The sequence below is a fragment of the Tepidimonas alkaliphilus genome, from assembly GCF_007556595.1.
GTDB lineage: Bacteria > Pseudomonadota > Gammaproteobacteria > Burkholderiales > Burkholderiaceae_C > Tepidimonas > Tepidimonas alkaliphila.
The window spans coordinates 386,691-406,171 of record NZ_VJNB01000001.1 but is presented as its reverse complement, the minus strand read 5'-3'; the positions used below and the strand labels follow the sequence as shown (position 1 = coordinate 406,171).

The 19,481-nt window shown below is 70.8% G+C and carries 16 protein-coding genes; 10 read left to right on the top strand and 6 right to left on the bottom strand.

The genetic code is table 11. The annotated features are described in order from the left end of the window. The first annotated feature begins 14 nt into the window (after nt 1–14). Genes Talka_RS01920 through Talka_RS01910 form a run of 3 tightly spaced genes read left to right on the top strand, consistent with a single transcriptional unit; the run spans nt 15 to nt 2,680 of the window. On the top strand, nt 15–728 hold the full coding sequence (locus Talka_RS01920; RefSeq protein WP_143889397.1) for an ABC transporter permease: 714 nt from the start codon (nt 15–17) through the stop codon (nt 726–728). A gap of 15 nt (nt 729–743) precedes the next feature. Continuing rightward, on the top strand, nt 744–1,874 hold the full coding sequence (locus tag Talka_RS01915; protein WP_143889396.1) for a succinylglutamate desuccinylase/aspartoacylase family protein: 1,131 nt from the start codon (nt 744–746) through the stop codon (nt 1,872–1,874). 20 nt (nt 1,875–1,894) lie between these two features. Continuing rightward, complete coding sequence (locus Talka_RS01910) at nt 1,895–2,680, top strand: ABC transporter ATP-binding protein (protein WP_143889395.1); 786 nt, start codon at nt 1,895–1,897, stop codon at nt 2,678–2,680. A 26-nt stretch (nt 2,681–2,706) separates the two neighbouring features. Here Talka_RS01910 and Talka_RS01905 read toward each other — a convergent pair whose 3' ends face one another. Continuing rightward, nucleotides 2,707–3,234 (bottom strand): cyanophycin metabolism-associated DUF1854 family protein, encoded by a 528-nt coding sequence (locus tag Talka_RS01905; protein ID WP_143889394.1) that lies wholly within the window; start codon nt 3,232–3,234, stop codon nt 2,707–2,709. After that, complete coding sequence (locus Talka_RS01900; protein ID WP_143889393.1) at nt 3,218–5,521, bottom strand: cyanophycin metabolism-associated ABC transporter; 2,304 nt, start codon at nt 5,519–5,521, stop codon at nt 3,218–3,220. The genes Talka_RS01905 and Talka_RS01900 overlap by 17 nt, the downstream gene beginning before the upstream one ends. Nucleotides 5,522–5,640: 119 nt before the next feature. Between Talka_RS01900 and Talka_RS01895 the strand changes: the two genes are divergently transcribed. Further along, on the top strand, nt 5,641–7,815 hold the full coding sequence (locus Talka_RS01895; RefSeq protein WP_143889392.1) for a cyanophycin synthetase: 2,175 nt from the start codon (nt 5,641–5,643) through the stop codon (nt 7,813–7,815). Between the two features lie 21 nt (nt 7,816–7,836). Further along, the gene (gene cphA, locus Talka_RS01890) at nt 7,837–10,434 is read left to right on the top strand and encodes a cyanophycin synthetase (RefSeq protein ID WP_143889391.1); all 2,598 of its coding nucleotides are present in this window, start codon (nt 7,837–7,839) and stop codon (nt 10,432–10,434) included. Nucleotides 10,435–10,462: 28 nt separating this feature from the next. On the opposite strand, the gene Talka_RS01885 is transcribed toward cphA, so the two are convergent. The 4 genes from Talka_RS01885 to Talka_RS01870 all read right to left on the bottom strand — a co-directional run bounded on the left by Talka_RS01885 (nt 10,463) and on the right by Talka_RS01870 (nt 13,443). Further along, a complete protein-coding gene (locus Talka_RS01885; RefSeq protein ID WP_143889390.1) occupies nt 10,463–11,383 on the bottom strand; it encodes an LD-carboxypeptidase in 921 nt (306 codons plus the stop codon). A 7-nt stretch (nt 11,384–11,390) separates the two neighbouring features. After that, entirely contained in the window at nt 11,391–12,464 is a 1,074-nt protein-coding gene (gene tadA / locus Talka_RS01880) for a tRNA adenosine(34) deaminase TadA (protein ID WP_246100524.1), read from the bottom strand. Between the two features lie 296 nt (nt 12,465–12,760). Further along, the gene (locus Talka_RS01875; RefSeq protein ID WP_143889388.1) at nt 12,761–13,201 is read right to left on the bottom strand and encodes a PIN domain-containing protein; all 441 of its coding nucleotides are present in this window, start codon (nt 13,199–13,201) and stop codon (nt 12,761–12,763) included. A gap of 5 nt (nt 13,202–13,206) precedes the next feature. Further along, nucleotides 13,207–13,443 (bottom strand): type II toxin-antitoxin system Phd/YefM family antitoxin, encoded by a 237-nt coding sequence (locus Talka_RS01870; protein WP_143889387.1) that lies wholly within the window; start codon nt 13,441–13,443, stop codon nt 13,207–13,209. A gap of 192 nt (nt 13,444–13,635) precedes the next feature. On the opposite strand from Talka_RS01870, the gene Talka_RS01865 reads away from it, so the two are divergent. The 5 genes from Talka_RS01865 (at nt 13,636) to Talka_RS01845 (ending at nt 19,472) form a co-directional block, all read left to right on the top strand. Further along, a complete protein-coding gene (locus tag Talka_RS01865; protein WP_143889386.1) occupies nt 13,636–14,787 on the top strand; it encodes a hypothetical protein in 1,152 nt (383 codons plus the stop codon). Nucleotides 14,788–15,002: 215 nt separating this feature from the next. After that, nucleotides 15,003–16,391, top strand: a complete 1,389-nt coding sequence (locus Talka_RS01860; RefSeq protein WP_143889385.1) for a cytochrome c — start codon at nt 15,003–15,005, stop codon at nt 16,389–16,391. A gap of 4 nt (nt 16,392–16,395) precedes the next feature. Then, the gene (locus tag Talka_RS01855; RefSeq protein WP_143889384.1) at nt 16,396–17,622 is read left to right on the top strand and encodes a hypothetical protein; all 1,227 of its coding nucleotides are present in this window, start codon (nt 16,396–16,398) and stop codon (nt 17,620–17,622) included. Nucleotides 17,623–17,655: 33 nt separating this feature from the next. After that, a complete protein-coding gene (locus tag Talka_RS01850) occupies nt 17,656–18,105 on the top strand; it encodes a c-type cytochrome (protein ID WP_246100523.1) in 450 nt (149 codons plus the stop codon). Beyond that, nucleotides 18,102–19,472, top strand: a complete 1,371-nt coding sequence (locus Talka_RS01845) for an FCSD flavin-binding domain-containing protein (protein ID WP_246100522.1) — start codon at nt 18,102–18,104, stop codon at nt 19,470–19,472. The genes Talka_RS01850 and Talka_RS01845 overlap by 4 nt, the downstream gene beginning before the upstream one ends. The last annotated feature ends 9 nt before the right edge of the window (nt 19,473–19,481 follow it).

The following is a 19,481-nucleotide window of genomic DNA, read 5'->3' as shown; positions in this document are numbered from 1 at the left end:
GCCCGAGCCACGCGATGAACTGGTCCGTCATCTTCGAACCCGCGCAGCTGCAGCTCTACGCCGAGGGGCTGGTCACGACGCTGAAGCTGCTGTTGAGCTCGCTGGCGGTGGGCGGCGTGCTGGCAATCGGCATGGCGCTGGCGCTGACCAGCCGCCACGCCTGGCTGCGCCGGCTGGTGGGCGCCTACACCTACGTGATCCGCGGCACGCCGCTGCTGATTCAGGTCTATCTGATCTACTACGGGCTGGCGCAGCTGGAGTGGATCCAGGCGCGCTGGGACGAGGTCTGGCCGTGGACGTGGTTCAAGGAGGCGTTCTTCTGCGCGCTGTTGGCCTTTGCCCTCAACACCGCGGGCTACACCGCCGAGATCCTGGCCGGGGCGATGCGCGAGACGCCGCCCGGCGAGATCGAGGCTGCGCGCGCCATGGGCATGAGCCCGCGGCAGGTGCTGTGGCGCATCGTGATGCCGGGGGCGCTGCGGCGCAGCCTGCCTGCCTACAGCAACGAGGTGGTGATGATGCTGCACAGCACGAGCCTGGCCAGCACCGTGCCGGCGATGCTGGACCTGACCGCCGCGGCCAGCCGCGTGTATTCGGACTTCTACCTGCCGTTCGAGGCTTACCTGTTTGCCGCGGCGATCTACCTCATCATCACGTTTGCGCTGGTGGGCCTGTTCCGGCTGGCCGAGCGGCGCTTTCTGGCCTACCTGGGCCCGCGCCGGGTCTGATCGATCCCTGCCGCCATGCGCCTCGAGCACCATCCCCTGCCCTGCTCCAGCCTCGGCACGCAGCGCCACGTCACGAGTCTGCACTTCGGCGCGGCTGGCGCGCGCCCGAAGGTGTACGTGCAGGCGAGCCTGCACGCCGACGAGCTGCCGGGCATGCTGGTGGCGCACCACCTGCGCCGCCGGCTGCTGGAAGCGGAAAGCGCCGGCGCGCTACGCGGCGAGGTGGTGCTGGTGCCGGCGGCCAACCCGATCGGGCTGGCGCAGCGCCTCGACCACCGGTCGATGGGGCGCTTCGAGCTCGGCACCTCGGAAAACTTCAACCGTCACTACCCCGATCTGGCGGCGCTGGCGTGGGCGCGCGTCGGCCCCACGCTCGGGCCGGATGCGGACGCCAACGTGCAGCGGGTGCGCGCGGCGGTGCTACAGGCGCTGGCCGAGCAGCCCGCGGCCACCGAGCTGCAGGGACTGCGGCTGACGCTGATGCGGCTGGCGGCGGATGCCGACGTGGTGCTGGATCTGCACTGCGACAGCGAGGCCGTGCTGCACCTCTACAGCGAGACCGCCTGCTGGCCGCAGCTGGCGCCACTGGCGGCGTGGCTCGGTGCCGAGACGGTGCTGGTGGCCGACTACGGCGCCGGCGGCCAGCCGTTCGACGAGCAGCTCTCGGGCCTGTGGTCGCAGCTGGCGGCGCGGTTGCAGGCCGAGGGCCGCGACGCGCCGCTGCCGCAGGCGTGCGCCAGCGCCACCGTCGAGCTGCGCGGCGAGGCCGACGTCGATCATGCGCTGGCCGCGCGCGACGCCGAAGCTCTCGTGCGCTACCTGCAGCACCTAGGGGTGCTCGCGGGCGACCCCGGCGCGCCGCCGCCGTTGCGCTGCACGCCGACGCCGCTGGCCGGCACCGAGATCCTGCGCGCGCCGCACCCGGGCGTGATCGTCTTCCTGACGCCGGTCGGCGCGCGGCTGCGGCCCGGCGAGGCCGTGGCCGAGATCATCGATCCGATCACCGGGCGCGTGACGACGCTGGCCAGCGCGCATGGCGGCACGCTCTATGCGCGCAGCCGCGAGCGCTACGCCGTCGCGGGCCTGGAGGTCGCCAAGGTGGCCGGCGTGCGCCCGATCCGCAGCGGCGACCTGCTGTCGGCTTAAGACCTGAATTGAGCCCGCCCATGACCACGCCTTCTCCCGCCCCGATCAAGCTCCAGGTCGAGGACATCCACAAGCGCTACGGCCAGCACGAGGTGCTCAAGGGCGTCTCGCTGACCGCGCGCGCCGGCGACGTCATTAGCATCATCGGCAGCTCCGGCTCCGGCAAGAGCACCTTCCTGCGCTGCATCAACCTGCTGGAGCGCCCGCACGCCGGGCGCATCGTGGTGGCCGGCGAGGAGCTTCAGCTGCGCCCCGGCCCCGGCGGCGAGCTGCAGGCCGCGGACCCGCGCCAGCTGCAGCGGCTGCGCACGCGCCTGGCGATGGTGTTCCAGAACTTCAACCTGTGGGCGCACATGACGGTGCTGCAAAACGTCATCGAAGTCCCGGTGAACGTGCTGAAGGTGCCGCGTGATGAGGCCGTGGCCACCGCGCGCCGCTACCTGGAGCGCGTCGGGCTGCGCGGGGTGGAGGACCGCTACCCGGCGCACTTGAGCGGCGGCCAGCAGCAGCGCGTGGCCATCGCGCGGGCGCTGGCGGTGGAGCCGGAGGTGATGCTGTTCGATGAGCCGACCAGCGCGCTCGACCCGGAGCTCGTCACCGAGGTGCTGCGCGTGATGCAGGGGCTGGCGGAGGAGCACCGCACGATGGTGGTCGTCACGCACGAGATGGGCTTTGCGCGCGAGGTGTCCAACCACGTGATCTTCCTGCACCAGGGGCGCATCGAGGAACAGGGCGACCCGCAGGTGGTGCTGCGCCAGCCGCGCAGCGAGCGGCTGCAGCAATTTCTCAGTGGAAACCTGAAGTAACGGCAGCCGTAGGGCGCGAGAGCGCCTCACATGAAGCGATCGAGCAAGCGCCGGCTGTGACGATCCAGCCGCTGCGGATCGCGGATCAGGTACTGCACGCCGTGCGCGTCCTGCACCAGCAGCACGCCCGGGGCGATGCGGCGGATGTCCTCCTCGCCCTTCAGCACGAAGCGCGTGCGCCCGCGGTCGGTCTCCACCGTCCAGGTGCTCGGGGTGGCAAAGGAACTCACCTCCACCAGCCGCAGGATGCGCGGCAGAAATTCGCGCTCCGCGAGCGCCTGCTCCAGCAGCGCGCGCTCGGCCGGCGCCAGCACGCCGGGGTCGGGCCAGTAGGCGAGCTCCCGTCCGTCGGGGCCGAGCAGCGCCACCTCCGCCTGCGGCGCCTGGATCGGAAAGGCGCGCACCGGCGTCACCGGGCCGACCCAGGTGCCGTCGTCGCGCCGCCACTGCAGCTGCCCGAGCGCGTCGCGGCGCAGCCGCGCGCCGTCCGGCGCGACAGGCGCGCCGCCCGCCCCGGGCTGGGCGGCGACTTCGGTCTCAGGCTTCGCCGACATCGTCCCTCCAGCGTTGCCGCTCGGCCTCGGCCTGGCGTTGCTGTGCCTCGTAGAGCCGCCAGTAGGCGCCGCGGCGCGCCAGCAGCTCGTCGTGCGTGCCCTCCTCCACCTTGCGGCCCTTGTCCATCACCACCAGCCGGTCGGCGCGGCGCAGCGTCGAGAGCCGGTGCGCGATGGCGATCGTCGTGCGCCCGCGCACCAGATTGTCCAGCGCCTTCTGGATTTCCTTCTCGGTCTCGGTGTCCACGCTGGCGGTGGCCTCGTCCAGGATCAGGATCGCCGGGTCGATCAGCAGCGCGCGCGCGATGCTGATGCGCTGCCGCTCCCCGCCCGAAAGCCCCTGCCCGCGCTCGCCGACCAGCGTGTCGTAACCCTGCGGCAGGCGCAGGATGAACTCGTGCGCGTGCGCGGCGCGCGCGGCGGCAACGATCTGCTCGCGCGTGGCGTCGGGCTTGCCGTAGGCGATGTTGTCGGCGATGGTGCCGTAGAACAGAAACGGCTCCTGCAGCACCAGCCCGATGTGGCGCCGCCAGTCGGCCACGCGCACGTCGCGCACGTCCACGCCGTCGATCAGGATGCGCCCCTCGGCCACGTCGTAGAAGCGGCAGATCAGGTTGACCAGCGTGCTCTTGCCCGAGCCGCTGTGGCCGACCAGCCCGATCATCTCCCCGGGGCGGATCTCCAGATCCAGCCCCTGGATGACGCTGCGGTTGCCGTAGCGGAACCCCACCCCTTCCAGCTTCAGGTGCCCGCGCACCGAGGGCAGCGGCACCGGCTGCGCCGGCTCCGGCACGCTGCTCTTGTGGTCGAGGATGTCGAAGATGCGCTTGGCGCCGGCGGCGGCTTTCTGCGTCACCGAGACGATGCGGCTCATCGAATCCAGGCGCGTGTAGAAGCGTCCGATGTAGGCCAGGAACGCCGACAGCACCCCCACCGTCACCTGCCCGCGCGCCACCAGCCAGATGCCAAAACCCCACACCACCAGCAGGCCGACCTCGGTCAGCAGCGACACCGTCGGCGAAAACAGCGACCATAGGCGGTTGAGCCGGTCGTTGACCGCCAGGTTGTGTCGGTTGGCATCGCGGAAGCGCTCGGCCTCGCGCGCCTCCTGCGCGAACGCCTTGACGACGCGGATGCCGGGAATGGTGTCGGCCAAGACGCTGGTCACCTCGGCCCAGACGCGGTCGATCTTCTCGAAGCCGGTGCGCAGCCGGTCGCGCACGACGTGGATCAGCCAGCCGATCAGCGGCAGCGGCAGCAGGGTGGCCAGCGCCAGCGGCGGGCTGATCGAGAACAGGATCACCGCCGTCATCAGGATCATCAGCACGTCGGTGGCGAAGTCCAGCAGGTGCAGCGACAGGAAGATGTTGATGCGGTCGGTCTCCGAACCGATGCGCGCCATCAGGTCACCGGTGCGGCGGTTGCCAAAATACTCCAACGACAGGCCGAGCAGATGCTCGTAGGTCGTGGTGCGCAGGTCCGCGCCGATGCGCTCCGACACCAGCGCCAGGATGTAGGTCTTGGCCCAGCCCAGCCCCCAGGCCAGCACCGCGGCGCCGAACAGCCCCGCCAACAGCAGCCCGACCAGCCCCCAGTCCACCGGCTGCCCGTTCTGGAACGGGATCAGCACGTCGTCCATCAGCGGGATCGTCAGATACGGCGGCACGAGCGTGGCCGCGGTGGAGGCCAGCATCAGCACGAAGCCCAGCAGCAGCTGCCAGCGGTACGGGTGCGCGAAGCGCCACAGCCGCAGCAGCGTGCGCGTGGTGGGGGGTGTTTCCACCACCTGCGTGCAGACCGGGCAGGCCTCGTCGTCCGGCTCCATCGGGCTGTGGCAGACCGGACACTGCAGCGCCTGCGCCTGCGGCGCGGCCGCCTCGGGCGGCGCGCCGCTGCGCCGCGCCTCGCGCAGCGCCTCGAAGCGCTCCAGCAGCCGCCGCGCCGCGAGCTGCCGCCCCAGCGTGCAGCGCCAAACGGCCAATCGCTCGGCGGGTTGCGCCTGAGCGTCCAAGCGCAGCAGTTCCAAGGTCACCACGCCGTGGTGGTCGTGCATCCGCAAAGTCAGCGCAGCATCAATCGTCCAACGCTGCGCGGCTGCGTGCGGCTGGGGCGCCCAGTGCAGTTCGCCCCGAGCGACCCAAAGCAAACCTTCGGCAAAGCGCAGCTGATCATCCAAATCCACCAGCAACCACGCCTGCACTGGCCCGTGGCTGCCCCCCACCGCAGCCCGCCAAGCGGCGGGCACGGGGGGCGCACTGAGCTCATGCTGCGGTGCCGGATACGACATGTTGCAATTCGCTGGCCCTTGTAACGCCGCTGCAGCGGCCCGCCGAGGCGACAATACGCGCTGTCTGAACATCCACAAGGCCCCGCATTCTACGGCGGCGACCGCTGGCAAACCTTTCCATGACCTGCACCCACCTTCGCATCCTGCGCATGCGCCACTTGCGCGGGCCCAACATCTGGACGTATCGGCCTGCTTTGGAAGCCCTGCTGGACATCGGCGATTTGGAAGATCGCCCGTCGCACACCCTGCCGGGGCTCTACGAGCGGCTGACCGCCTGGCTGCCCGGCCTGGTGGAGCACCACTGCGGCGTCGGCGAGCGCGGCGGCTTCCTGCAGCGGCTGCGCGAGGGAACCTGGGCCGGCCACATTCTTGAACACATCGCCATTGAGTTGCTGAATCTGGCCGGGCTGCCCACCGGCTTTGGGCAAACACGCTCCACGCCGCAGCGGGGGGTCTATAAGATGGTGATCCGCGCGCGTCAGTATGAGGTGGCCGAGCAGGCGGTGTGGCAGGGGCGCGACCTGCTGTGCGCCGCGATCGACGACCGGCCCTTCGACGTCGCCGCGGCGGTCAAGGGGCTCAAGGCGCTGGTGGACCGCTGGGCGCTGGGGCCCAGCACCGCGGCGATCGTCGATGCGGCCACGGCGCGGCGCATCCCGCACATCCGCCTGATCGAGGGCGGCAACCTGGTGCAGCTCGGCTACGGCGCGCGCCAGCAGCGCATCTGGACCGCCGAGACCGACCGCACCAGCGCGATCGCCGAGGGCATCTCGCGCGACAAGGACCTGACCAAGCGGCTGCTGGCGGAGTGCGGCGTGCCGGTGCCGGAAGGGCGCGTGGTGGAAAGCGTCGAGGATGCCTGGGAGGCGGCGCAGGAAATCGGCCTGCCGGTGGTGGTCAAGCCCACCGACGCCAACCATGCGCGCGGCGTGTCGCTGGACGTGCGCACGCGCGAGGAGCTCGAAGCCGCTTACCGGCTGGCCGAGCGCGAGGGCTCCGAGGTGATGGTGGAGCGCTACATCCCCGGCACCGAGCACCGCGTGCTGGTGGTGGGCGGGCGGATGGTGGCGGCCAGCCGCGGCGAGTGCGCCTGGATCACCGGCGACGGCCAGCACACGGTGCGCGAGTTGATCGAGCGCGACATCAACAGCGACCCGCGCCGCGGCGAGGAGGAGGAATACCCGCTCGACACCATCCGCCTGCCGGAAAACCGCGACGTGATGCTGGAGCTGCAGCGCCAGGGTCTCGGCCCCGACAGCGTGCCCGAAGCGGGACGGCGCGTGCTGGTGCAGCGCACGGGGCTTTTGACCGACGACGTCACCGACCTGGTGCACCCCGACATCGCCGAGCTGGCGGCGCTGGCCGCGCGCGTCGTGGGGCTGGACATCGCCGGCATCGACCTCGTGGTGCAGGACATCAGCCGCCCGCTGGCGGAACAAGGGGGCGCCATCGTCGAGGTCAACGCCGGCCCGGGCCTGCTGCCGCACCTCAAGCCCGCGCGCGGCACCCCGCGCCCGGTTGGCGAGGCCATTGTCGCGCACCTGTTCCCGCCCGGGCAGACGGGCCGTATCCCGATCGTCGGCGTCACCGGCACGCGCGACACCGCGGCGCTGACGCGGCTGATCGGCTGGCTGCTGCAGCGCGGCGGCCAGCATACCGGGGTGGCCTGCGACGGGCGGCTCTACCTGCAGATGCAGCCGGTGGAGGCTGGCGCAGCCTCTCCTTGGGAGGCGGGCCAACGCATCCTGATGAACCGCCGCGTGCAGGCCGCGGTGATCGAAAGCTCGCCGCGCAGCCTTCTGGAAGAAGGCTTGCCCTACGACCGCTGCCTGATCGGCGTCGTCACCGACGTGCCGCCGCCGCAGGGGCTGGAGGATCACTACATCACCACGCAGGAGCAGATGCGCAAGGTGCTGCGCACGCAAGTCGATGTGGTGCTGCCCGATGGCTGCGCGGTGCTCAATGCCGACTGCGAAGTCTGTGCCAGCCTGGCCGAGCTGTCGGACGGCGCGGTGCTGTTCTACACGGAGCAAGCCGACCATCCCCGCCGCGCTGAGCATGTCGCCCAGGGCGGGCGCTTCGTCACCGTTGAGGACGGCCAGGTGGTGCTGGCGCGCGGCAGCGGCACGGCGCCGGTGCTGGCGCTGGATCAGCCGGGCGTGCAGGCGCTGCTGCGGCGCGTGCGGCGCTCCACGCTGCTGGCCGCAGTCGGCGCTGGCGTGGCGCTGCAGCTGCCGCTGGATTTGATCCGCGCGGGCCTGGAGATGGCCGCGGCGGAGCTGGCCGATTTGTGACCCTGCAGAAGGATCGCCTCGATGAAGGTCATGCGTCTGCGGGCCCTGCGCGGGCCCAATTTGTGGAGCCGCCACACCGCCCTGGAAGCCACGGTGCAGTGCTCGCCCGATGAGCTCGATGCCAGCGTGCGGCCCGACTTTCAAGCCCGCCTGCGCGAGCGGCTGCCCGTGCTGGCCGCCCTGCCCGAGCCGGAGCTGTTGGGCGCTTTTACCCCGGCGCACGCGCTGGAGATGGGCGCGCTGATGCTGCAAATCGAAGCCGGCTGCCCAGTGAGCTTTTCGCGCACGATTGCCGCGCCGGACGCTGGCGTCTATCAGGTGGTGGTGGAATACAGCGTCGAGGAAGTTGGTCGCGCCGCGTTCGACGAAGCGCTCAAGCTGCTGCAGGCCGCGCGCGACGGCGCGCCGTTTGACGCCAACGCGGTGGTGGCGCGCCTGCGAGAGCTCGATGAGGATCTGCGCCTGGGCCCCTCCACCCGCTCGATCGTGGAGGCTGCGGTGCGCCGCGGCATCCCCTATCGACGGCTGACCAGCGGCAGCCTGGTGCAGCTGGGTTGGGGCGCCAAGCAACGGCGCATCCAGGCCGCCGAGTGCGACAGCACCAGCGCCATCGCGGAGTCGATCGCGCAGGACAAAGAGCTGACCAAAAAGCTGCTGCACGCCGTGGGCGTTCCGGTGCCGCTGGGCCGCCCGGTGCGCGACGCCGAAGACGCCTGGCGCGCCGCGCAGGAGCTTGGCGGCGCGGTGGTCGTCAAGCCGCGCGATGGCAACCAAGGCAAGGGCGTCACCGTCAACGTGCAGGGGCGCGAGCAGGTGTTGGCGGCTTACGAGACCGCCAGGCACTACAGCGACGAGGTGATGGTGGAGCGCTACCTGCCCGGCGTGGACTTTCGCCTGCTGGTCGTCGGCAACCGGCTGGTGGCCGCTGCCCGGCGCGACCCGCCGCTGGTCATTGGCGACGGCGTGCACACCGTGCGCGAGCTGGTCGAACGCGTCAACGCCGACCCGCGCCGCGGCGACGGTCACGCCACGCCGCTGACGCGCATCCGGCTCGACGGCATTGCGCTGGAGCGGCTGGCGCAGCAGGGCCTCACGCCCGACAGCGTGCCGGCGCTGGGCCAGCGCGTGGTGCTGCGCAACAACGCCAATCTCTCCACCGGCGGCAGCGCCACCGACGTCACCGATGAAGTGCATCCGCTGGTGGCGCAGCGCGCGGTGCTGGCGGCGATGACGGTCGGCCTGGACGTCTGCGGCGTCGATGTGGTCTGCCAAAGCGTCATGCAGCCGCTGGAGGCCCAGCAGGGCGGCATCGTGGAAGTCAACGCCGCCCCGGGCCTGCGCATGCACCTGAGCCCCTCCTACGGCAAAGGACGCGACGTCGGGCAGGCCATCATCGACCACATGTTCGCCCCCGGCGAGGATGGCCGCATCCCGCTGGTGGCGGTCACCGGCACCAACGGCAAGACCACCACCGTGCGGCTGACCGCGCACCTGCTGCGCGCGCACGGCTGGCGCGTGGGCCTGACCGACACCAACGGGGTGTATGTGGAGGGGCGCGCCATCGACCGCGGCGACTGCTCCGGCCCCAAGAGCGCGCGCCGACTGCTGGCGCATCCGGACGTGGAAGCAGCGGTGCTGGAAACCGCCCGCGGCGGCATTTTGCGCGAGGGACTGGCCTTTGACCGCTGCAATGTGGCGGTGGTCACCAACATCGGCACCGGCGACCATCTGGGCTTGAACTACATCACCACCCCGGAAGACGTGGCGGTGCTCAAGCGCGTCATCGTGCAAAACGTCGCGCCCGACGGCTACGCCGTGCTCAACGCCGCCGATCCGCACTGCGTCGCGATGGCGCCGTTCTGCCCCGGGCAGGTCATCTATTTTGGCCCCGACGCGCACCACCCGGTGGTGGCCACGCACCGGGCGCTGGGCAAGCGCGTGGTGTTCGTCGATCAGGGCGCGATCGTGGCAGCGGAAGGGCCGCGGCAGGTGCGGCTGCCGCTGGCCGACATTCCCCTCACCGATGCGGGACGCATCGCTTTTCAAGTGGACAACGCCATGGCCGCGGTGGCGGCGGCCTGGGCGGTGGGGGTGAGCTGGGAAGCGATCGCCCGCGGTCTGGCCAGTTTTGAGGCCACGGCGCAGGCGGTGCCGGGGCGCTTCAACCGCTTCGACTACCGCGGCGCCACCGTGATCGCTGACTATGGCCACAACCCAGACGCGATCGCCGCGCTGTGCCGCACGGTGGAGGCGATGCCCGCGGCCAAGCGCCTCGTCGTCATCAGCGCCGCCGGCGACCGGCGCGACCAAGACATCATCGCCCAAGCGCAGTTGCTGGGCCAGGTGTTCGACGAGGCCGTGCTGTATGAGGACGCCTGCCAGCGTGGTCGCGCCGACGGCGAAACGATCGCCTTGCTGCGGCGCGGCCTGGAGGGCGCGCCGCGCACACGCTGGCACACCGCCATGCGCGGCGAGTTCGCCGCCATCGACGCGGCGCTGGCGCGGCTGCAGCCGGGGGATTTGGCGCTGATCCTGATCGATCAGGTTGAGGAAGCGCTGGCGCACTTGGCTCGCCGCGTGGCCGAGGCCGCAGCCCAGTCCGCCGCGCCTGCCGCATGAGGCATGCCGGGCGGGGTCGCCACGCCCCTCAACCCCAGAACAGCAGCGCCTCGCGCCCCTCCACCACCAGCTCGACGTGCCGGCCGACCGGCAACACCACCTTGGTCGGGACGTGCCCGAACGGCAGCCCGGTCAGCACCGGCACGCCGCCCAGCTGCGCGCGCAACCACTGCACCACCGTCTCCAGGCGAAAACCGCGGTCGTGCGGCGTGAGCGTGTAGCGGTTGAACGCCCCGAGCAGCACCGCCCGCTGCCGCGGCAGGATGCCGGCCAGCAGCAGCTGCGTCAGCATCCGCTCGACGCGGTAGGGGTGCTCGCCGACGTCCTCCAGGAACAGCACGCCGCCCTCCACCGCCGGCAGAAACGGCGTGCCAACCAGGTTGGCCAGGATCGACAGGTTGCCGCCCCACAGCGTGGCGCCCTGCAGCCGCCAACCCTGCGCCAGATTGGGGTACGCGCGCAGGTCCGCCGCCGGCAACCGCCAGCCGGCCCCCTCCCCCACCCCGCGGGCCAGATCGTCGAAGCACGCCGCGGTGATCTCGTCCACCGTCGCGCCGGCCCAATCCTCCAGCAGGGCCGGGCCAGCCCAGGTCGGCGTGCCGCGCTGCGCCAGCACGGCCAGCTGCAGCGCGGTGAAGTCACTCAGCCCCACCCACGCCATGCCGCGCCGCGCCGCCGCGTCGATCGCCTCATACGGCAGGCGCGGCAACAGCCGCGTGAGTCCATAGCCGCCGCGGGTGGTCAGTGCGATGTCAGCCCCGCTGGCTGCGGCACGCGCGATCGCCGCCAGCCGGGTCTCGTCGTCGCCGGCGAAGCGCTGGTGCCGCGCCAGCGCCGCCTCGTCCAGCACCACGTCGTGGCCAGCCGCCTGCAAGCGGCGCAGCGCGCGGCGCAGGCCGGCGCGGTCGCGCACCGCACCGCTCGGGGAATAGACGTAGATGGAGGCCATGGCCGCATTATCGTGCCGCGCCGGTGGTGGAGGCGAGCCGCCAGCCGGCCCAGGCGCGTGGCCCGGCGCAGTGGCCGGCGTCCGGAAACGGCGCCTGCTGCCACGGCCCGCTTGGCAGCAACTGGGCTGCATCCACCACCTCGACCCGCGCCAGCCGGGCGCCCAGCGCCGCCTGCAATGCCGGCAGCAACGCCTCGGCCCCGGGCGCCAGCCACAGGCGCACCTCCCGCACGCCCAGCGTGTCGAGCCAGTCGGCCAGCACCGCGGCGTGGCGCTCCGGGGTGTGCCATAGCTCCTTCTTGGGCTTGTCGCTTTGACCAAAGCCGATCAGATCCGGCGCCAGGCAGCGCCCCCCCAATGCGCCGCGCGCCAGCAGCCACGGCAGCCACTGCGGCCACCAGCCATACGGGCCGTGCAGGCACAGATCCGCCGTCAACGCTGAGGCGTCGCCTACATCCAGCGCGTGCAGTCTCAGGCCCTGCAGCGCCGCCACCTCGTGCTGCCAGTGGCGTGAAACCTCGTCACGGCGCAGACCGGCCTGCTGCGCCAGCGCCCACGCCGCGTCGAACGCCGCCTGCGGCGTGCGCAGCGCGTCGTCGCGCAGCGGCACTGCCTGCGCGCGCTGCTGCGCACGGCGTTGACGAAAAAAATCCTGCAGCAGCGCCGCCGCCGGCTCGGCCAGCACGCCGCCGAGCACCTGGGTGTGCGCGTTCAGCGCCGGTAGCGCAAACAGATTCACCACCGACCCGGCAGCGCCGCTGCGCGGCTCGCGCGCGCCATACACCACCCGCGCCAGCCGCGCATGCAGCGCCGCCTGCGCGCACATTGCGCACGGCTCCAACGTCACATACAAAGTGCAGTCGTCCAGGCGGTAATTGCCCAGCATCTGCGCCGCCTGCCGCAGCGCGACGATCTCGGCGTGGGCCGTGGGATCGTGGCGGCTCACCGGCTGGTTGTGGCCCCGCCCGATCACGCGTCCCTGGTGCACGACCACCGCGCCCACCGGCACCTCGCCGGCGCGCGCAGCCTGGCGGGCCAGCGCCAGCGCTTCCTTCATCCAGTCGAGGTCGCTGGCAGCCACCGTCGGTGCAGCCTCACGCGGACAAGTGGGCCCTTCCACCTGCATTCCCTTTCATCCGCATCCGACCTTACCATGACGCAACCTTGCGTCACGCGGGTTCGGGCAACCCGCCTAATGCGGGGCTGCGGACAGCTCGATGCTAAGCAAGGTCTGCTCAACTCCCGCTGCTGACGCCGTGGCGGGCTTGGTTACTTGAGTTCGCCGGAGATGGGCTCGCCGCGCGCGCGGATGCGCGCCTTGACGCTTTCCAGCTCATCCAGCACCGCATCCAGCATTCGGTCAGGCCCGGCTCGCTGCTAGCCAAGCAGGGAGGCAAGCAGCGGATGCGGCTCGGCGAAGGGGTCGAGCACGGTGACCCCCCGCCAGGTGAAGCCATGCTGGAAGTCTTCCGATAGCAGCACTCGACAGCGCGCTTGCGCCGAGACGGCCAGAATCAAGGCGTCCCAGATGGGCAACTGATGGTCGACGGTTAAGTCCAGCGCTGCCTCAAATGCCGGCCAGGTCGAGTCGGCCACCTCAAAGCTGTCGGCCCAGCTCAAAACGTCTTGGCGCACCACGCTCGCATCGCGGCCAGCCTTGCGGGTGAGCACGCGGACAAGCTCCCCCAACGCCTGCGCCGGCAGGATGACGTCATGGCCCTCCAAGCGCTCGACCCACTGCCGAGCCTGCACGCAGCGTGCCGCATCACCGACGCCCTCAGCATACGCCAACACGTTGGTATCGAGCGCCACACGCACGGCGGTCAGCCTTCGTACAACTCATCGCGTGTCCAGTTGCGTGCGCTGCTGGCGGGTTGCTGGTGCAGCCGCGCAAGCAGCCGCTGACGCGCGCGCTGCCGCTCGAAGTGATCTGGCCGGGCAGGCAGGATCGTGGCCACTGTCTTGCCGCGCGAGACGATGGTGACCACCTCGCCCTCGGCGACCTGGCGCAGCAGATGGGAGAAATGCCGGTTGGCTTCGCTGGCCGTCAGTGTCTTCATGGCGCCGCCAAAAGTAGTGTTGAGAACTACTTCATCCTAGAGCCAGGCGAAGCGGCCGTCAAGCGTGAGTCTTGTCCAACGAGGTATGAGCCTGCGGGGTGGTCGCCGCGAAATTCCCACGTTCCCAAGTCGATCCTTTCGGGGGCGCGGCAGCGGTGGTGTAATCAGCTCGGCCGATGCCGCAGAGTCCCCATGGACTGCACACCCGCCGACGAGGTGCTGCCGCTGCTGCCGCCCCAGCCGATCAGCGTGAAGGTGCTGCGGCAGCGCGACCTTGCGCCGGGCGAGCGGGGGCCGGACGACGTGTTCGGGCGTGTCGCACGGGCCGTGGCCGCGGCCCAGCCGGCGGATCGGCGGACACTTTGGGCGCGGCGCTTCCGCCAGCACCTGGCCGCCGGGGCGATCGGCGCCGGCCGCATCATGAGCGCGGCGGGCCGCGGCACGCCGGCGACGCTGGTGAACTGCTTCGTGCAGCCGCTGGGGGATGCCCTGCACGGCACGGATGCGGACGGTTACCCGGGGCTGGAGGCCGCGCTGCGCGAGGCGGGCGAGACGCTGCGCCTGGGCGGGGGCGTCGGCTGCGACTTTTCCCGCGTCCGGCCGCGCGACGCTCGGCCGAACCCCACCGCGCCGGCGGGCGGCCCGTGCGCCTGCGTCGACGCCTTCGAGCGCATGGCCTCGGCGGTGGCTGGAGACGGTGTGCGCCCCGGCGCTCAAATGGCGGTGCTGCGCATCGACCACCCCGACGTGCTCGAGTTCGTCACCGCCAAACGCACGCCGGGGCGGTGGAGCCCCTTCAACGTCTCGGTCGCGGTGCCGGACGCCTTCATCGAGGCCGCCGTGCAGGCCGGCGCCGAGTGGGAGCTGGTGCACCGCGTCGAGCCGTCGGACGAGCGCAAGGCCGCCGGGGCGGCGCGTAGGGCCGATGGCCTGTGGGTGTACCGGCGCGTGCTGTGGGAGGTGGTCATGCGCGCGGCCTACGACTGCGCCGAGCCGGGCGTGTTGTTCCTCGACGCCATCCAGCGCGACAACAACTTGCGCGCGATCGCGCGCATCGAGGCCACCAACCCGTGCGGCGAGCAGCCGCTGCCGCCGTACGGCGGTTGCTGCCTGGGGCCCCTGATCCTGCCGCGCTTCGTGCGCCACCCGTTCGGGCACGGCGGGCCGGCGCGGCTCGACTTCGACGCCTTGGCGCAAGCGGTGCCAGCGCACGGGCTGCGAGTGACACGCAGGCATACCGAGAGACCGCCGACGCCAACGAGTCGCGGGCAGCCAGCGAAGCACCCGTCCGCCACTGTGCAAGTCGACGGCAATCCAAGCATCGGTACATCTCGATGCCCCTGACGCGCCATCCTGTCTGCCAACTTTGACAGTCATTCCGCCCTCACCCCCGCGGCCGGCCCCCGCCCCACCGCCTGAAGGCCCTGCGCCGCAACGCCTGCGCAGGTGATACATCCCCGGGCTGGGGTTGGCATGCTTTTTGTAACAGGCCATACCACCCGCGGTATCGAGCGGCATTCCCCGTTTCCACCGCGAATCGGCAACAGGAGCAACAACCCATGGACCTCATCGGCTTGTACCCGACCTGGCTCGACACCAGCGTGGGCAGCGGATGGATCGTCGGCATCATCGCCACGGCCCACGTGCTGTTTTCCCACACCTCGGTGGCGGCCGCGATCTTCTTCGCCTGGCTCGTCAACCATGCCTACCGCACCAACCAGCCCGGGTTGCTGGAATTTGTGCGCCGCTACGGCATGTTCCTGCTGGTGTTCAGCTACGTGCTGGGCTCCATCACCGGCCCGGGCATTTGGTACTCGACCACCGTGGCCAGCCCGCGCGGGATCTCGGCGCTGATCCACAGCTTTGTGTGGATGTGGGCCACCGAATGGGTGTTCTTCGTGATTGAAGTGGCCGGCGTTTACATGCTGGTGTATCTGGTCGGCAAGGTCGATGTGCGCACGCACACCCGCATCGCGGTGATCTTCGGTCTGACGTCTTACACGACGATGCTGATCATCGTCGGCATCTTGAGCTTCATGATGTGGCCCGGCCGCCCCGAGTGGGCCGAGACCGGCGGCGTGCTTAACGCCTTCTACGGCGGCAACACCTTCGCGCACCTGGGCATGCGCACCGCCTTCATGTTCACCATCATGGCGGTGGTCGGCGGCATCGTCGCCGCGCGCTTTGAGGACGCCGAGCTCAAGCGCCGTGTGGCGCGCACGCTATCGGTGGTGGGCATCGTCTCGGCGCTGGCCGGCGTGGCGATGCTGCAGTGGTACCTGAGCACGCTGCCCGAGACCGCCGCGATCGTGCTGGAAAACCGCCTGCCGGAGCGCTTCCCCGTCATGCTGGCGGTGGCGGTGGGCGGCACGGTGCTGTACTTCGCGCTGACCTGGGCGCAGCCGCGCCTGCTGATGCCGGGGCTGGCCGCCGCGATGACGGTGGCCATCCTGGTGGTGGGCCTGTGGCCGGAGGAAGTGGCGCGCGAGTCGGTGCGCAAGCCGTGGGTGGCCGGGCAGTACGTCTACTCCAACCAGGTGGTCGGCCGCGACGTGCCCGGCATGGGCGTGAAGTCCGAGATCCCCAAGCTCGAGGCGCACGGCTGGCTGGCCACGCACGCCTTCATCCCGCAGGAGCTGCGCACCGTGCGCGACGGCAACCGCGTCGAGGCCGGCCGGGCGCTGGCGCTGGCGGCCTGCTCCAACTGCCACTCGCTGTCGGCCACCGGCATGCGCCCGCTGGCGCGCTACTTCAGCCCCGCCGCCAGCGAAGGCGAGGTCGCCGAGTACCTGCAGGCGGCGCTGGCCAGCGGCAACACGCTGTACATGCCGCAGATCCCGCTGCGCGCCGACGAGGCGCAGGCGCTGGCGGCCTACATCCTGTCCACCCTGCCGGGTCGCGCCACCGCCACCGCGGCGGCCACGGCCCAGGCCCCTGTCAAGGAGTGATGCCATGACCCCGGAAATGCTCTACGCGCTGCGCGACCAGGCTGGGGTGCCGGCGCATCCGGCGCTGTTCCTGATCCTGGGGGTGTTGACGTTTGCGCTGCACATCGCGGCGGTGCAGGTGATGTTGGGCACCTCGGCGCTGACGCTGCGCGGCGCCTTCAGCGCCGAGACGCACTGGCGCCGGCTTGCCGCGGCGATGCTGACCACCGCCAAGGTTGCCGTCTCGGTGGCGATCGTGCTGGGCGTGGCGCCGCTGCTGTTCGTGCAGGTGATCTACGACCCGTTCTGGTACACCTCCAACGTGCTGTCGGCCTGGTGGGTGATCGGCTTCATCGTCGCGCTGATCGGCGGCTACCTGGCGATGTATATGTTTTACTGGCGCAACCACGACCTGGTGCGCGACGGCGCGCGCGGCACGGCGTGGATGGCGGTGTCGGTGGCGCTGCTGCTGCTGGTCGGCTTCATCGTGCATAGCCTGACCAACCAGATGCTGTTTCCTCAGGACTGGATGCAGTGGTATGCGCCGGGCGGCGCGATCGATCCGAGCGGCCGCAGCCTGCACTACTGGAACCTGCCACGCTTTGGCTTCTTCATCGCGCTGTCGGCGCCGGTGACCGGGGCGTGGCTGTATGCCTACCGCCGCTACCTGATCGGCGCCGGCGAGGCCGATGCGGCCTACCTCGACTGGGTGCGCGCCTTGGCGCAGCGCTTGATGGTGGCCGGCGGCGCGGCGGCGCTGCTGCTGGGCACGCTGTGGATGGTCACCTTGCCGGCCACGATGGCGTGGTTCGCCACCTCGCCATGGGTTTGGCTGGCGCTGGCGGCGCTGCTGGCGGTGGTGGCGCTGCCGCTCGCGCTGGGGCCGCGGCTGGACCGGGGCTTTTGGGGCTACGGCATCTTTGGCGCCGGTGCGCTGGCGCTGATCGTGGTGGGCGCCGCGCGCGAGGCGCTGCGCTACGGCACGCTGCTGGGCGCCCATGGCTACAACGCGCTGGACTACCGGGTGCAGATGGACTGGTATAGCACGGTGCTGTTTTTCGTGACCTTCGCCGTCGTCGGCGGCGTCACGCTGGGCTACCTGCTGACGGTGGCGTGGCAGGCCGGCCAGCAGCGCGAGGGCGCCTACACCCCGGGGCCGCGCGTGACGGCGCTGGGCCAGTGGTCGGTGCGGCTGCTGGTGCTGTGGACGCTGGCCTATTTCGGCGTCGGACTGTGGGTGTGGCTGCGCTGACAGCGCCTGCCCATGCCAAGGAGTGAGCAAACCATGAGCGAACGCAAACAACCCGCCTGGCGGCGCACGTTGTGGCCGGTGCTGCTGGCCGCCGGGCTGACCAGCGTCGGCGTGGCCGTGGCCACCGTGGCGCAGAAGACTTCGGCCCCGGCCGGCGGCGCTGGCGCGAGCGCCCCGGCAGCCGCGGCCCCGGCCGCGCCCAGCCCGCTGAACGTGGCCAGCGACGAGCCGCTGCGCGGCGACGTGATGGCGCACAGCTGCGCCGCCTGCCACGGCACGAATGGCCAGCTCGGTGACGAGGCGTTCATGCCGCTGGCCGGCATGCCGGTGGAGCAGTTCGTGCGCACGATGAAAGACTTTCGTGATGGCAAACGGCCTTCCACGCTGATGGGCCACGTGGCGCGCGGCTTCACCGACGCGCAGCTGCTGGCGATGGCCGAATTCTTCGCAGCGCAGCAGCCGCTGCAAGGGGGGCAACCATGACCGACATCCTGCATCCCGCCGCCTGCTCCACGCGCCGCGCCTGGATGGCCCGGGCCCTGGGCCTGCTGGCCGCCACAGCCGCGCCGACGCTGGCCTTCGCCAACGACAAGGCGCGCATCGTCGTTGTCGGCGGCGGCGTCGGCGGCGCCACCGCGGCCAAGTACCTCAAGCTCTTCAATCCGGCGCTCGACGTCACGGTGATCGAGCGCAACCCGATCTACATCCGCCCCTACGGCTCGTCGGAGGTGCTGACCGAGCACATCACGATGCGCGACCTGGAGGTGCGCTACGACACGCTGCGCGACAAATATGGCATCCGCTTCGTGTTCGACGCTGCGGTGGCGCTGGATCCGGTGGCGCGCGTCGTCACCACCGCCGGCAAGCAGCGCATCGGCTACGACCGGCTGATCGTCTCGCCCGGCATTGAGCTGCTCTACGACGCCTACCCCGGCTACAGCGAGCAGGTGGCGCGCACCGCGGTGCCATCGGGCTGGATCCCCGGCGAGCAGACCGCGCTGCTGGCGCAGCAGCTCAAGGCCATGCGTCCGGGCGGCTTGTTCGTGCTGGCCGCCCCGCCCAACCCCTACCGCTGCCCGCCGGGGCCCTACGAGCGCGCGGCGCTGGTCACCGAGTGGCTGCTGCAGCGCAACCCCACTGCCAAGGTCATCATCGCCGACCCGAAGGACGCCTTCGTCACCGACGAGACGATGATGCTGGGCTGGAACCGCCTCTACGGCTTCAACCTGCCGGAGGACTACGCCAAGAAGATGGCCGACAAGGTGGAGCTGAAGACCCACAGCAAGCCGAGCATGATCAGCTGGATCCGCGGCAAGGACGGCGGCCGGCCGCTGAAGCTCGACGCCAAGCGCATGCGGCTGGAAACCGAAGGCGAAACGATCCAGGCCGACGTCATCAACATCATCCCGCCGATGCGCGCCGGGGCGATCGCGCGCGCCTTCGGCCTGACCGACAGCAGCGGCTTTTGCCCGATCGAGCGGCGCACGTTCGCCTCGACGCTGGTGCCCAACGTCCACGTCATCGGTGACGCCAGCATCGCCGACGCGATGCCCAAGAGCGGCTTTTCCGCCAACACGCAGGCCAAGGTGGTGGCGCGCGCCATCGTCGAGGAGCTGGCCGGCCGCAAAGCGCCTGAGCCGCTGTGGGAAAACACCTGTTACGCGCTGGCCGGCAAGGACTACGGCCTGTTCGTCGCCGACGTGTTCCGCATCCTGCCCGACGGCAAGATCGGCCGCGTCAACGGCAAGGAGCGCTACCTGCCGCTGGACGCCTCGCCGGTGCAGATCCGGCTCGGCGCGCGCTACCAGCAGGCGTGGCTGCGCACCTTCACCCAGGACTGCTTTGCCTGATGCGAAAGG